11 protein-coding genes are annotated in these 15,565 nt (G+C 43.3%); 10 read left to right on the top strand and 1 reads right to left on the bottom strand.

Annotated elements, in window-relative coordinates:
- The first annotated feature begins 9 nt into the window (after window positions 1-9).
- From W7W_RS0119970 to W7W_RS0119945, 5 genes are all read left to right on the top strand, one after another.
- Window positions 10-1,941 carry a PAS domain-containing sensor histidine kinase gene (locus tag W7W_RS0119970; RefSeq protein WP_010665398.1) on the top strand — a complete coding sequence of 644 codons (1,932 nt, stop codon included), beginning with the start codon at window positions 10-12 and terminating at the stop codon, window positions 1,939-1,941.
- A 139-nt stretch (window positions 1,942-2,080) separates the two neighbouring features.
- The gene (locus W7W_RS0119965; RefSeq protein ID WP_010665397.1) at window positions 2,081-3,022 is read left to right on the top strand and encodes a hypothetical protein; all 942 of its coding nucleotides are present in this window, start codon (window positions 2,081-2,083) and stop codon (window positions 3,020-3,022) included.
- Between the two features lie 28 nt (window positions 3,023-3,050).
- Window positions 3,051-3,536 (top strand): RNA polymerase sigma factor, encoded by a 486-nt coding sequence (locus W7W_RS0119960; protein ID WP_025007201.1) that lies wholly within the window; start codon window positions 3,051-3,053, stop codon window positions 3,534-3,536.
- Between the two features lie 32 nt (window positions 3,537-3,568).
- Window positions 3,569-4,435, top strand: a complete 867-nt coding sequence (locus tag W7W_RS0119955) for a FecR family protein (protein WP_010665395.1) — start codon at window positions 3,569-3,571, stop codon at window positions 4,433-4,435.
- Between the two features lie 254 nt (window positions 4,436-4,689).
- Window positions 4,690-7,176: a TonB-dependent receptor plug domain-containing protein gene (locus W7W_RS0119945; protein ID WP_010665394.1), complete on the top strand. Its 2,487-nt coding sequence runs from the start codon at window positions 4,690-4,692 to the stop codon at window positions 7,174-7,176.
- Between the two features lie 129 nt (window positions 7,177-7,305).
- On the opposite strand, the gene W7W_RS0119940 is transcribed toward W7W_RS0119945, so the two are convergent.
- Window positions 7,306-8,871 (bottom strand): methyl-accepting chemotaxis protein, encoded by a 1,566-nt coding sequence (locus W7W_RS0119940; protein WP_081485211.1) that lies wholly within the window; start codon window positions 8,869-8,871, stop codon window positions 7,306-7,308.
- Between the two features lie 412 nt (window positions 8,872-9,283).
- Between W7W_RS0119940 and W7W_RS23020 the strand changes: the two genes are divergently transcribed.
- The 5 genes from W7W_RS23020 to W7W_RS0119910 all read left to right on the top strand — a co-directional run bounded on the left by W7W_RS23020 (window position 9,284) and on the right by W7W_RS0119910 (window position 15,431).
- The gene (locus W7W_RS23020; RefSeq protein ID WP_010665392.1) at window positions 9,284-11,425 is read left to right on the top strand and encodes a P1 family peptidase; all 2,142 of its coding nucleotides are present in this window, start codon (window positions 9,284-9,286) and stop codon (window positions 11,423-11,425) included.
- A gap of 229 nt (window positions 11,426-11,654) precedes the next feature.
- Window positions 11,655-12,668: a histone deacetylase family protein gene (locus W7W_RS22565; RefSeq protein ID WP_010665391.1), complete on the top strand. Its 1,014-nt coding sequence runs from the start codon at window positions 11,655-11,657 to the stop codon at window positions 12,666-12,668.
- A gap of 36 nt (window positions 12,669-12,704) precedes the next feature.
- Window positions 12,705-13,574: a glucosaminidase domain-containing protein gene (locus tag W7W_RS0119920; RefSeq protein ID WP_010665390.1), complete on the top strand. Its 870-nt coding sequence runs from the start codon at window positions 12,705-12,707 to the stop codon at window positions 13,572-13,574.
- Window positions 13,540-14,640, top strand: a complete 1,101-nt coding sequence (locus W7W_RS0119915) for a polysaccharide deacetylase family protein (protein WP_010665389.1) — start codon at window positions 13,540-13,542, stop codon at window positions 14,638-14,640. The genes W7W_RS0119920 and W7W_RS0119915 overlap by 35 nt, the downstream gene beginning before the upstream one ends.
- 194 nt (window positions 14,641-14,834) lie before the next feature.
- Complete coding sequence (locus W7W_RS0119910; RefSeq protein WP_010665388.1) at window positions 14,835-15,431, top strand: transposase; 597 nt, start codon at window positions 14,835-14,837, stop codon at window positions 15,429-15,431.
- Window positions 15,432-15,565 lie beyond the last annotated feature (134 nt).

The raw sequence follows: 15,565 nt of genomic DNA, 5'->3' as shown, positions 1-15,565 counted from the left end.
TTCTTGACTATGAGCATCCGGGAAGAATTAATCGAGGCTCAAAAGAATATTACCGATCTAAAGAAGCAACTTACCGGGATGCAGGCCCGCGAGGATGATCTTCTGAATATCTTAAGTAAACTGGACAACCATATTTATCGTGTTGTCAAAAAAAACGGTGAATATTATCCCCTGTTCAGTGAGGGAAGAATTGCCCTGACCTATAAATTTCAAACGCATCAACTGGAAGGAAGAACATTGAGCCAGTTACTGGGTGATGAACTATATTCTCAGTTAAAACCATATTACGACAGAGCATTCAGCGGTAAATCGTCAGAGTTCAGAGGTTTTTTGCATGATCAACGTTTTTTTTCCGTAAAATTGGTGCCTTCCCTTGAAAACGCGGATGGCGAGGTGATTGAGGTGGTCGGAATAACTCAGGATATTACCGAAATTTATCAATCAGAGGCAGAGGTTCAAAAAACGTCTGATGTTCTGAACCGAATTATTGAACACAACCCATACAGTATTCAGATTTTGGACGACAAAGGCTTTCATGTTCGAGCCAATAAAGCTTTTTTGGATCTATTTAAAACAGAACCCGACAAAGACTGGTCGATTTTAAAGGATGCTCAGATTGAAGGCGGGGGCCTGCAGGAACAGCTTGCAAAGGTTTTCAAAGGTGAGGTAATTCAAACACCCCCGATATGGTACAATGCACACCTGGTAGATGTAAAATATCCCGACAATCCTATATGTATCGGGTCTGTTATGTTTCCGGTTTTTCTGTCCGACGGAAAACTTGAGTACATCGTGTTGATGCACGAAAATATTACAGAAAGGATCAATGCTCAGGAAAATCTGAGGAAGAACAGTGAGCGAATGCGGCATATGTTGTCTTCAAACCCTGCTGTTATTTATACTTCCGAAGCAAATCCGCCGTTTCAGTGGACTTTTATTAGTGAAAATGTTTTTGTTCTTACCGGGTTTTACCCTTCCGATTTTCTGGGCAATGATAATTTCTGGACGGATCATTTACATCCGGATGATCAAAAAGATGCATTGCCTTCATTGGAGAAGTGTATTGATAAAGGGCATTGTGTGACTGAGTATCGGTTTCGGTGCAAGAATGGAAAATACATCTGGATACTGGATGAGACGCGACTTATTTTTGATAGGAATGGCGACCCTGTTGAACTGATCGGATACTGGGTGGATATTTCAAACAGGAAAAAAGCGGATCAGGAGTTGTTGCTCGCTAAGGAAAAAGCTGAAGAGTCGGATCGTCTGAAATCTGCTTTTCTGGCCAATATGAGTCATGAAATCAGAACTCCTATGAATGGTATTCTGGGGTTTACTGATTTGTTGAAAGATCCGCATCTGACAGGTGATGAGAAAGAAGAATATGTCGGAATTATTCGAAAAAGCGGGCATCGGTTAATGGGGATAATCAATGATTTGATAAATATATCCAAAATTGAATCGGGTCAGATGGAATTGAAGTTTGAGCCGGTGAATATTCATCAGCAGATTGAATATTTGTATAAGTTCTTTTCGGTAGAAGCGACAAGTAAAGGACTGGAGTTTATAAGATCCCTTCCGGCAGGGGATGCTGAAGTTATTATTACTACAGATAAGGAAAAACTGTATGCCATCCTGACCAATATGATTAAAAATTCCATCAAGTTTACCGATAAAGGAAGCATCAAATTTGGCTATACAAGGAAGGAACGTTGTTATGAGTTTTTTGTTAGGGATACGGGAATCGGGATCAGCAAAGAGAATCAACAGGCGGTGCTGGAGCGTTTTATTCAAGTTGACTCTGGCTATTCAAGTGGTTATGAAGGGGCCGGACTGGGATTGTCTATTTCCAAGGCTTATATTGAAATGCTTGGGGGAGAAATGCGAATTGAATCAGAATTGGGTAAAGGCAGTACTTTTTTCTTTACTGTTCCTGTTTGATTGTTTTTAAGTCTGTTTGAGTTTTTTTAATCATCCAGGGATGTTGAAAAAAAATGGTAAAAAAAAGGTAGGGTAAAAACTATTTCATGCGGTATCTCTATAAAAGCTATTATTAAAAACAGATTTTAAAATTAAAGCCATGAAAAAGTTGTTATTTAGCTTGATGTTGGGAACCGCGATGATTTTCACGGGATGTAATGAGGATGATGAGATCATTCCGGCAAGTGATTTTGTAACTCCTGATTTTTCTGTTACGGTTGAATCAGTGATTACCACAGATGTGGCTATTCAGGATGCCATTGAATCGGTTGATTATGAGGTGGATTTGTTTTCCGGGACAGCTGAAACCCTGGATGGTCTGAGTGCTGATGCTGGAACAATTGATGAACTGAAATCAGGTACCGGCGATCAATACCGGAACCGTTACAGATTGGGTGAGGCTCCAGATGTGAATGTGGACCAGAATGATGGTGATTTTCCCAAAACCATTACCCTTGATTATGGGGAGGAGACAGAATTGGAAAACGGAAGAATTATCAGTGGACTGGTTGAGATTGTTATCTCTGCACCCATGAATACAGAGGGGGCAACCCGTACAGTGACTTTTACCGATTTCAGTGTGGATTCTTTGATGATTAACGGTACCATCACCAAAGAAGTTGTAAGTCTGGATGATGGACGAGTGGTGCATATAGTGCGTGACCTTGTGGTTACTTTGCCTGACGGTACTGAGGTTGAATGTTATGCAGAACTGGAACGTACCTGGAATCGCGGTATGGGAACACCTTTTAATTTTGGTGATGATGAGATGAGCATTACCGGATTTGCCAACTGTGTGGATTCTGACGGAAATGAATACCGTCGTGAAATCCGTCAGGCATTGCAACTCCGAGGAGATTGTCGCTATATTGCTGCAGGTGAAGTGATGTACTCTGCCAATGGTCTTGCTTTTGGAGCGCTGAATTATGGTGACGGGACTTGTGACAATACCTGTGAAATGACTGCATCCAGAGAGCAAAAAAGGTTTGCAGTGGGTAAACGTGTCAGAGAACAAGCCAATAAAGGCAGTCAGAATCAATAAGGGGAATAATATTAATTCAATTCCGGGTGTGACACGAGAAGACTTTAAATTCTTGTTTGATGCAAATTTCGAAGGATTGCGCAACTATCTTTATTACCGGTCGGGGAACAAAGAGCTTGCCACTGATATTGCACAGGAGACTTTTCTGCGCATCTGGGAAAAACAGCCTAAAGGAGACCCTGCCAAATTAAAGGGTCTCCTCTTTAAAATAGGACACGACATTTTTATTAGTGAATACAGACACTCCAAAACTGTAGCCAATTTTGCTTTTCAATACAATGGGTACCAGGAGGAGGTGTCATCTCCACTGGCTGAATTACAGCTTCAGGAACTGGAAGCAAAATATCAGCAGGCTTTACAATCTATGTCAGATAAATTGAGGGTAGTTTTTCTGATGAGTCGTGAAGAAGATCTTAAAAACCGAGAAATAGCAGAACGATTGGGCGTTAGTGTTAAAGCGGTGGAGAAAAGCATGACCAAAGCACTTAAATTTCTTAAGGAAACACTTTTATGATACAATTACAGGTGGATTTCTAAATTTAGAACATGCAAAAGCAAAACACACATATCAGTCCTGAGAATTCCAACCGATTCAATCATCTTCCCGGGCTGGATCTCTCCTATGATAAATCTGCGGATGAGGTATGGAGTGAACTTTCGCAGGCTATCCGGTTGGAGCGAAGAATAAATTCAGAGCCGGTTTCCTGGGGTTTTTCGCAAAAGATCTGGTGGGCGGCGGCTGTTTTTATTGTATTGCTTGGAACAGGGGTGTTCATGAAACTTTATACCACTGATGTAGCGGCACCTTTGGGAGAGCACATTACCGCACAGTTACCGGATGGATCTTCGGTGGAACTGAATGCCGGTTCTGAAATAGAATATCAGCCATTTTGGTGGTTTGTGAATCGCGAAGTAGCGTTGACAGGTGAAGCTTTCTTTGATGTAAAAAAGGGGGATGAATTTAGTGTGAAATCTTCGGCCGGAACGACTTCCGTGCTGGGTACCAGTTTTAATATTTATGCCCGTGAGGGTGATTATCAGGTGACCTGTTATTCCGGGCGTGTACAGGTGGAGGCTTTCGAAAGCGGGCATTTACTGGAAATAGCACCTATGGAACAAGCAACTCTGACCAAAGAAGGAGGCTTGCGCTTGTCGACCTTGAAAAACAGAGAGGAAGTGGTATCGTGGAGAAATGAGATGTTTATGTTCACCGCTACTCCAATTAAAAAAGTATTTGCCGAAATTGAGCGTCAATATGCAGTAAAGATTCAGACAGAAAATCTTCCGGATTACCTTTATTCGGGGAACTTCTCGCGTAATCAGCCATTGGATCGGGTACTGAAAATGGTTTGTCGCCCATACGGGTTGAATTTTCAGAAAACCAGTCAGGGGTATCGAATTGTGAATGATTAAACTTGCTTTATTGACTTCGTTGATCTTCGATTCATGAATTGTTGTAATGAGATGTTCAAATATCAGGAAATACAATCAACCTCAAATAAAATGGATGCAGGAAATGATGAAACGAGCAAACTTGTGGGTTCAATACGACCATCCGAAATATTAATAGCCGTATTAATTATTTTCAAATCCATTTTGTTGAGAACGGTTGTGTTTTGCAGATAGTTGGGCGTCGGAATAAATTATTTGTTAATAAAGCAGGTAAGATGGCGGTGAGTAAAAAAGGGGTTTTGATTCTTCTTTTGATGGTTTTCCTTTGTTTGTCCGGCATGCAGGGGCAGGAATACAAGGTGGAGTTCACGGAAAAGCCGCTGAACAAGGTGCTAATTGAAATTCGTCAAAATTATTCACTTCGTTTTTCCTTCGATGACCGTCATTTGGCTGAGTATTCTGTTTCTGTTTCCGGAGTGTTTTATTCTGTGGATGAATTGCTGAATGCTCTTTTGGCAGGATTACCGCTTCAATGGGAGTTAATGGGAGATGTATATGTTATCTATCGAGATGAGAAGATTGTTCTGCCATCCCGATTTTTATTTGTCGGTCAGGTGCTGGAAAAAGGGTCGGGTGAACCTCTGGCTTTTTCGCATGTTCAGTTAGGTGATCATCGTCTTGTGACGGATGTGAAGGGTTCTTTCAGTTTTGTTTCGGAAACGGATTCTGTATTTAATCTGAAGGCATCTCATTTGGGATGTTTTGTTGTTGATACGCTTCTTTACCCGGGCAGGAATCATAAGATTTTCCTAATGCCCTTTTCTTACGATTTGCCTGAAGTGATTGTCAGGGACAATATCATTGCCCGATCGGTTCAGGTGGGAGAACGTCCGGGCCTGACCAGTCTGAATACTTATATTGCAGATTATCTGCCGGGTAATGGCGACAATTCGGTGTTTAATCTGTTACGTCTTCAGCCCGGTGTGGTGGCTGCCGGTGAACAAGCCAGCGATTTGATTATCTGGGGTAGTTATGAGGGAACCAGCCGGGTTAAGTTTGACGGAATAACTATATGGGGACTTAAGAATTTTAATGACAACATCAGTGCCATCAACCCTTTTATGACAAAAAGTGTGGAGGTTTTTAAGGGAGGCTATGATGCTTCTTTTGAGGATGTTGCCGGAGGAGTGGTGAATATTACAGGAAGAACCGGAAGGAGGCCTCAACCGGGCTTTCGTTTTTTTATTAATAATGAAACCCTAAACGGAATGGCGGAAACTCCCCTGTCTGAGAAATCATCTTTAACACTGGCATACAGACAGACATACTACGACTTGTTTGATGCGACGGATGTTGATGCTGACAACCTGCAATATCGGATAGCAGTGAAACCGGATTATCGTTTTCGGGATTTTAATGCCAAATATGCTTATCAACAGGATGACGGGAGTTTGTTTTATCTCAGTCTTTTGGGAGGAGATGACGATTTTGCATACACTGCGGAGCAGGAGCGACAACGAAATACCATTCACCAAAGTACTTCAGAAGAAAACCATCAGCTGGGAGGTGCTGTGTATTGGGGGAAGAACCGGAACAACGGTGACCGTTATCAGATTAAGGGAGCATGGTCGGGACTTTTCTCAACCTATGCCGTTGAACGTAACATCTTCAATACCCGCTTTAATGGTCAGTTTACCGGAATTGATAAAGAAACCGCAACCAATGTGGGAGAAGGGAGTCTGAAATTTGATTATAATTTTCACTTTCTGAAAAATCAAAGACTCACATCCGGCATCGAAGGCATTAATAATACGCTTTCTGTTTGGGAAGATTCGGCCAATTTCACGACCCTGGATACCGATTTTTCCGGAGCTCGAATCACTGCTTTTCTTACCGATAAGATCTCTTTGCTACCAGGAGTAAGTGTGCAGCCCGGGTTAAGATATAATTATTCTTTTTATACCTCTTCGGGATACCCGGATCCCAGGCTGGAGTTGAATTATCATTCCGGGGGAACATTCTCCGCAAATGCTGCCTGGGGGAATTATCATCAGTTTCTGGTCAAGAGTTCTCTGTATGATGAAACGGGAAATTTCAGATATGTGTGGTCTTTGGCTGATGAAAAGAATATTCCGGTGCTGGATGCGCAACATTGGGTGCTGGGGACTTCCTGGAAGACGAAAGATTTTACCGCGAGTATTGATGCTTATTACAAAACAGTGAAAGGCCTGACACGGTATGTTCGCTTTAATCAATCGGAGGAAAGTGTATATCGTGGAGATGGGCACAGTTACGGGGTGGATCTGTTTTTGAAGAAGGATTTCAATGCCAATACGATGTGGGTCTCTTACTCTCTGGCTCAGGCAAAAGAACGGTTTACTTATTTTGTGAATGATGATTATCATCGCGCACCGCATGATCAGCGTCATGAGATAAAAATAGCCGGTCTGATGAGGTTCCTGAAGCGCTTTCATTTTTCAGCTGCTTATGTTTATGGCAGTGGATTTCCGTTGTATGCCAACTATATGAGCGAGGAATATACCGAGCCCGATTATTCGCGTTTGGATGTGGCCTTGGTTTACAGGCTTAGAAAGGAATCTGTGATTGCTGAAGCCGGAATATCTTTGCTTAACGCACTTGATCATTACAATATAAAATACATTAGTTTTGAGCAGATACCACTGGAGCAGCTCTACACGGCGTATATCGATGCTGAGGCAGTGACATTTACTCCCTTGTTATTTCTGAAACTTGAGTTTTGAGAAAGAGAAGTGACAACCTGTTTCTTAGGAGTGAGTTCGTATTTTGAAAAAGCCCCCCCGGGAATGCTTATCAACACATTACCGGGAGGCTCTATTTGATGAGAACAGCTGTTTTGTCAATCAGCGTCTTTATAATTTAAAGAATTCCACCAGTTCATCAAGTGCTTTAGCCTGAGCCGTTAATTGCTCTGCGCTGGAGGCCAGTTCTTCAGATGCAGCAGCATTTTCCTGGCTCGATTCATTCAGCTCCTGCAGGGCATTGTTGATTTGCTGTACCCCGATGTTCTGTTCCTGGCTGGCACTATTGATTTCCTGAACCAGCATATGCGTGTTGGTAATTTCAGGTGCCAGATGTTGAATGATGTCCGCTGACTCTTCGGAGATTGTGTAAGTTGATTTTGATAATTTGGCGATTTCGTCTGCTGCATTTTTGCTTCGTTCGGCGAGTTTGCGAACTTCAGCAGCAACAACGGCAAATCCTTTCCCCGCCTCTCCTGCTCTGGCCGATTCTACCGCTGCGTTGAGGGCCAGAATATTGGTCTGAAAGGCAATGTCGTTGATAATAGTGATTTTTTCGGCAATATCCTGAATGGCGCGAATACTTTCCTTTCCGGCAGTTTCCATTTTGTTCATACTTTGCGTTGCTTCCAGGGCTATACGCTGAGCTTTACCTGAGTTATCTGCGTTTTGTTGAATGTTGGAAGACATCTCCTCAAGGGAAGCCGATACCTCTTCTGATGAGCTGGCTTGTTGCTGCGCTATTTGCGAAAGTGATTGTGAACTGTCGCTGATTTGGTTACTGGCACCGTTGATGTCTTGTGAAGCTCGCGAAATATTCAGAATTATCTCTTTAATCTTGATGGCCATCTGGCGCATGCTTTCAGCCAGCTGGCCCACCTCATCGTTTGAAGAATTGGTGATTTGTTCTTTCAGATTTCCTCTGGCAATTTCCCCGGCTGAGCGGGTGAGATTAATGATAGGGTTGGAGATTCTTTTTCCCATAAACCAGGCCACCCCGACACTTAAAACAATCAGGAGAGTAATTATTCCCATTATGGTGAATAGAAGTTGCCTTGTGTGCACTCTGTTTTTGGCTGCTATTTGATTAACAATTTCATTAATATCATCTATGTAATTACCGGTACCAATAACCCAATCGAAAGGTTCAACTAATATACTGTAGCTTCTTTTGGGCAGGGGCTCATTACCTCCTTTTTTCGAAAACCAGTAATCGGCGTATCCACCACCCTGGATACCCACTTTAATGATGTTTTTAATCAGATAATTTCCTTTCTCATCCTGCAGCTCATACCGGTTTGTCCCTTCACTTTCGCCACCAAGCAGTACAATATTTTGTCCTTCGCGTGTATCTGCCCAGAAATAACCCTCATCACCGTACCTTAAGTCGCGCAGAAGTTCTTGTGCAAGAGTGTCTCTTTGTCCCTTTGAAATAACCTTGTTTTTGCTGAGTTTATCAATTTTCAGAAGCATACTTTCCGCAGTCTCAACTTCGTATTTGATTAGCTGATCGAAGTTTTGATAGAGCATTGTTTCTATCTGCTCCAGATCAGTATTCTGTTTTTGGTTTAACAAGTAGGTTGTGACCAGTCCAATAGCCACTCCGATTATTAAAGCTACGATGATTGCAAGTGTGATAATCTTATTGGAGATCTTCTTCATTTTTTTTTTTTGCATGAATTATTCAGGTTAGTACCGGCTGTTAAAAAAGGAGGGACGAGGGAAAGAGTTTTATGATACGGAAACCGATGAAAGAAGATGCACTAAAAAACAGAAAAATGGTTAAATAGTATAGAACGGTGACGTGTAAACCATTTGAGAACGGGACGCAGAGTATTGACTTTTTACTCAAAAAGGGCTTAGCTTTAATTAGTGCCCGTCAATGAAGTCGGGAAAAATGGTAATTGGAGCTGTGTCGGTTCAGAAAGTTGCGTTTGCAAAGCCTGCCCCGATTTTTCTTCGGGGGCTTGGCATTCCCGAAAATGCGGAGTTTACCTGAGTAAATAAGTATTTTGGCGGCAAGCGTAACGACGCAAATGGTACTTTATGGATAGACACTAATTATGTAAACACTAAAAGGCCCTTTCTTATGCGTATCACCATTGCTTACAATCTGCGTAGCGACGATTCAGAAGCTACTGCGGAACTGATATCTGCCGAAGATATCGACCGGATATACAAAACCATCAGCAGTCTGCAACACACAGTCACTGTTGTGGAAGTGTCAGGCAAACCCAATGAGGTGATTGAGCGGCTACTGGACAGTGAGCCTGAGCTGATTTTTAACCTGGCCGAAGGGACCATCGGCAGTTCCCGAGAGGCCTTTTATCCGGGACTTTACGAGCAGATGGGGGTTCCTTTTACCGGAGGAAATGCCTCGCTGTTGCACCTGAACCTCGATAAGCATTTGGCTAAAACAGTATTGGCTTCACGAGGAATTCGTGTTCCCCAGGGTGTTTTGCTTACTCCAAAAGATAGTATTTTTCCTGATGGACTCAACTACCCTCTCATCATTAAACCCAACTCCGAGGGATCGAGCATCGGTATTTCACAGGATTCAGTGGTGGAGGCCCCCGAGGCAGCTAAAAAACGCATTCGGGAAATGCTGAACCATTATCCGGCAGGGTTAGTGGTGGAGGAGTTTATCACTGGTCGTGAGCTCAGTGTTCCTTTTTTGGAAAACTATCCCGGAAAAATTCTCGATATTGTAGAACATACCTTCGACTTGAACAAGACTGGAGGCAAATACAATATTTACGATTATGGATTGAAGCAGGGAACTTCGGCGGCTGATTCAGTCAGTGTTATTTGCCCCGCACGTATCAATGTGCAGGAAGAAAAGGTTGTGTTGGAAATGGCCCGGCAGGTGTTTGATATTATGACATGTCCCGATCTGGGGCGGGTGGATATCCGTCTGCATTCCAACGGTCAGCCCTATTTTATCGAGCTAAACCCGTTACCGAGTCTGCATCCGGATGCATCTCTTATGGTGGCTGCCAAAACCTGCGGGTTGGAATTCCGGGAGGTCATCAGGTTAATTATTCGTTCAGCTGCCCGGCGTTACAGGATTCCGTTGCGTCAGCCACGGAAAAGTGCGAAAAGTGATTATCGTGCCGGTGAACAAAGACCCACGGCCCGTGAGTTGGGGATCCAGGTAGGACGGCTGCAACCCGGAATTCAAAATGCCATTACAGATGTAAAAGGGGTGCGCGTGGGGCATTTTACACGTATAGAGGACAATGTGCAGCTCCCGGGACAGCCGGAAACGACCAGTGTGCGAACCGGAGTGACAGCCATTCTGCCTGCTGGTCATGCTTATACCAACCGACTGGTGGCCGGAGGTTTTATTCTCAATGGTGTGGGCGAAATGGCCGGATTGACACAGGTTATTGAAACCGGATGGCTCGAAACTCCTATAATGCTAACCAACTCGCATTCGGTGGGGAGGGTGCATTCAGGGGTCATCAACCAGATGATCAAAAAATATCCTCATTTGGGAACGGAAACAGATGTGGTATTGCCGGTGGTCGGGGAGGCCGATGATTCTTTTTTGAATGATGTGCGGGTAGGGAGTTGCAGTGCTCAGGATGCCTCCAAAGCAATGGAAGCCGCCACCGAAAAAATTGTCTTGCAGGGCTCTGTGGGGGCGGGTGTAGGGATGACCAGTTTCGATTTTGCGGGTGGTATCGGGACTTCCTCACGCATTATTGATATGCCGGAAGGTGGTGGTTTTACAGTGGGCGTGCTGGTGCTGTCAAATTTTGGAAAGATGCGGAACCTGACCATTGACGGGGCTGTGGTGGGGAAACAACTGGACAGTGAGTTTGATTATGCAGGACGCCGGGAAATGTCTGAGGGTTCCGTGATTGTTGTGGTGGGCACCGATGTGCCGTTGATCAGCAGTCAGTTGAACCGCCTCTCCAAACGGGCTGCCCTGGGATTGGGAAGAACAGGTAGTTATGCAGCTTCCACCAGTGGGGAGATTATCGTGGCGTTCAGCACCGGAAACCGAAAACCGAGGCCATCACCTTCAAGCAGTAATTTTATTACACTGAAATGTATCTCAGATTATCACATCAATCTGGTGTATGAGGCGGTGGTGGAGGCTACGGAAGAAGCGGTGCTTAATGCCATGTTTTGCTCGGGAGGAATGGGTGGCAGATTGCAACGCTGGTGCCCCGCCATTCCACACGATCGTGTGCTGGAGACTTTGCGCAAAGGGAGCGGGTAAACCGGGCTAAAACAAGTTGGGGTGTTCAGCAATAGAATTCTTCAGGATAGCTTGTTTTCCGACCAGGTTTGACGGATTCTGTAATCTGTAAAGTCGTGAAGAATCTCTTTGTGATTAATACTGAAGATTTCAATACGCACAGCGTTTTTTTTAAGACACTTTTGCCTTACTACTCATTATCTAACTTTAAATCTCTGACATCTATTCTCTAATTTCTAACATCTATTTCATGCTCGTCATCGAAAAATACAACGATAGCCTTCACAATCCTTACTGGAAATTTCAATTGGGACCTGAAGCTTATGAAATAAAAGATACCCCTAGGCGGGTGGAGGCAATAAAAAAAGCGCTTCGGGAAGATAAAAGGTTTCGGTTTGTTACCGCCAAAGAGTTTCCCGAGCGGTACATTACGAAAATTCATCCCTATCACGACTACATCAAAAAAACGGCTGCATCGATGAAGGAGGGTGAGGAATTTTATCCTGATTTGTTTCCGGGAGAAGGTGCCCATCTGCCCAAGGTAGTGGATTCTCCGCTGTGGGGAGGTATCTGGTGTACCGATGCGGTAACGCCCATCACTAAAAAGACGTATGATGTTGCAAAGGCTTCTGCTGAAACTGCCCTCACTGGAGCAGAGCTGTTACGTGATCAGATAGAAAGCAGGGTTTATGCTTTGTGTCGTCCCTCCGGACATCATGCCGGTCCGCGGGTGTTTGGCGGTTACTGCTATTTTAACAATGCAGCCACGGCAGCTGAATTTTTGTTACCTTCGGGTACTGTGGCGATTGTGGATTTGGATTTTCACCATGGAAACGGGACGCAGGAATTTTTTCAGGAAGTGAAGTCGGTTTTTACGGCCTCTATTCATTGCGATCCTTCCATTGAATATCCCTATTTCTGGGGTTATGCTGAAGAGAAAGGGAAGGGGCAGGCTATCGGGACCAATCACAACGAGCCGCTGCCAAAAAAAACGGAACTACAGGGCTATCTTGAGGCGGTGAAGCGAATTGTTGAAAAAATCAGGGTCTTTAATCCTGCTTATTTGATTATTGCTGCCGGTTTCGACACACATGAAGACGACCCTATTGGTGGATTTAATCTGCATACCGATGACTATTTTGAAATCGGGAAAGCATTAAATTGCCTGAATATCCCTACCTTGATTTGTCAGGAGGGAGGATACAATACATCCGCTGTTGGAGAGTGTGTGAAGAATTTCCTGCTTGCGTTTGAGGAGGAATAAGTTGGGGAATAAAGTCATGAATAAATCTGACAACAAATGCTAAATAAAATACTTAAAAATCTCTCGGGACTGAAAATTCTGTTAGCTCTGGTGTTAATTGGAGCTATAACATTTATCCTGGTCAAAATTTTGGAGACATCTGCAGGCAGCCCCGTTATTATTGCTCATATTAATACTTCTGATTCTATTGTGATTCATTCAGACAGTCTGGTGAAACCGGTACTCTATTCCAAATTGCCTGACCTGTCGGAACTGGCTGTAAAAGATCGCAAGAAGAAATTTATTCATCTGATGCTGCCTGCTGTTCTTCTAGCCCAGGAAAAACTTGCAGTCGAACGGGTTCAGGTTGAGCAGCTTCTTAAAAAAAAGAAAGAGCAGAGTTTTTCTCAAAAAGACAGCATTGAGCTGAATCACTTTTTAGAGAAGTTTAATGCTAAAAACGAAAGCGATCTGCTCAATCGCCTGCATACGCACCCCACAAGTATTATCCTTGCTCAGGCTGCTATTGAGAGTGGATGGGGAAGTTCCCGGTTTTTTAAAGAAGCCAGCAACGCCTTTGGAATCTGGTCATACAACAGCAATGAGCAGCGTATTGTTGCTGGTGAGTCGAGAGGTGAGGACGCGATTTTTCTGAGAAGCTATGACACACTTTTCGATTCGGTTTATGATTATCTGTTGGTGGTAGCAAGGGGGCATGCCTATCGGGATTTTCGAAATGTAAGGAGAAAATCTCAAAATCCGTATCGGTTGATCTGGTTTTTAAGTAATTACTCTGAAAAGCGTCTGGGATATGTGGCATCCTTGAGAACCATTATCGAATTCAATGATTTTATTCAATACGACCATTACCTGTTGGAAAAAATTGATAAAAATGATGAAAACTGGAAGAAACTGCTGGATTCATAGACTCAGAATATTCATTTTTTTGCCATTTATTTCTGCGTGCGTCGGCAATACATCAGGAAACAGCTCTTCCGATAACTCAGGGGAGCCTCTTTGGCAAAAGTTAAATGCAGATTTCGAAGTTGTATGTCTGGTTTATCATCGCTTTGGCGACTCCCGTTATCCCTCCACCAATACCTCTGTATCGGTTTTTGAAGAGCATTTGAAATATTTGTCGGAAAAGGGCTTCAAATCCTATACAGTCACGGGGTTGCTGAACGATACTTCAGTCCTGACAGATGGCAGTAAAAAGGTGCTCATCACAGTGGATGATGGCTTTGCCTCTTTTTATGAACACGGAATGCCCGTTTTGGAGAAATACAATATGAAAGCTACGTTGTATGTCAACACCGAAAGTGTGGGATGGGGCGATTACCTCAGTTGGACGCAATTGAAAGAACTGATGGACAAAGGTGTTGAAATTGGCAGTCACTCACATCAGCACAATTATTTTGTGAATGAACCCGATTCTTCAAGGGCAGGGGTTTTTGAAGAGGATTTGCTGAAAGCAGAATCTCTGTTTCAAGAACATCTGGGAATGGTGCCAAAAACCTTTGTGTATCCTTATGGAGAATTTTCTACCGAAATGGTGGAGGTGGTGAAAAATTATGATTACCTGATTGCTTTTGCTCAGAATTCAGGTGTATTGAGCAATGCATCTCATCCCTATGGGGTCCCCCGTTTTCCGGTGGCCGGCAGCCATGTTTCCATGGAGCAATTCATCAGCAAAGTTAATATGCATTCGCTCAAAGTTGGCAAGGCCGAACAGTTGCCTCTTACTGTAGCTTCAGGAGAACAAATAGATTATTCAATACAACTTATAGGGGATGGCCTCAGCGGACCGTTTAATTGCTTTATCGGTGGGCAATCCTCTCCTGAGGCCGTAGTGCATGGCGGAGGTCAACTTTCTTTTTCCTTCAAAGCGCCGGCCAACCGAAGGCGAACCCCGGTTACCATTACCACTCGTGACAGTGACGGGCAGTGGCATTGGTTTTCACGATTGCTGATAAATCCGGAGGTGGAGGAGTAGGGGTTTTTTCTGAACCATATAAGGCATATAGGAGAATGTATATAAGTACTTGCATGCGAGTTCTAGCCGGCCTTGATAAACTAATTTTATACGAATGAAACGAGCATGGCAAGGAAACCACAAAGGATCATGTATAATATTCTGACATGTGAGTTCCATCAAGCCAATAACTTAAACAAATTTTATACTGATGAATGGATACTTTCCAAAACAAATATCGTATTCCTTCTGCCCGGATGCAAAATTGGGATTATGGGTGGAATGCAGCCTATTTTGTTGCCATTTGCACGGCCAACAGGGATTTGTTTTTTGGGGATATTGTACATGGGAAAATGAGATTATCTGAAATTGGTGAAATGGTCCATAAATATTGGTTTGAAATATCGGAACATTTTCCATTCGTGAAATTGGATGTCCATATTGTTATGCCAAACCATGTACATGGAATTGTTTTAATTGACAAACCGGATGATGGGCGAAATGATGAACGTAATGGGGGACGCAACGATGAACGCGTTGTGGGACGTAACGTAGAGATGCAAAATTTTGCGTCTCTACAACCACCATCACCCCCAAAAAACAAATTCGGATTCCAATCACAAAATTTGGCATTCATCATTCGTGATTATAAAACAGGGGTTACGAAATATGCACGGAACAACAATGTTCATTTCGCCTGGCAATCCCGTTTCCACGACCATATTATCCGAAATGATGCAGAATATCAGCGAATAAAAAATTACATTATCCGCAATCCTACAAAATGGCATGATGATTCATTGAATACATAATGTAAAGACGCAGTGTGTTATGTCTCCTGATCAACCAAACTATAATGGCCGCAACCTATTGAAATTCGTAAAGAATTAATAAGAACAGTAGAATATAGATTAAAAATTGGGCTGCTGAAAATGTCAGCAGCCCC

Source organism: Marinilabilia salmonicolor JCM 21150 (genome assembly GCF_000259075.1).
Taxonomy (GTDB): Bacteria; Bacteroidota; Bacteroidia; order Bacteroidales; family Marinilabiliaceae; genus Marinilabilia; species Marinilabilia salmonicolor.
Note: the sequence above shows the minus strand (reverse complement) of the source record. Positions and strands in the feature narration are given on the sequence as shown.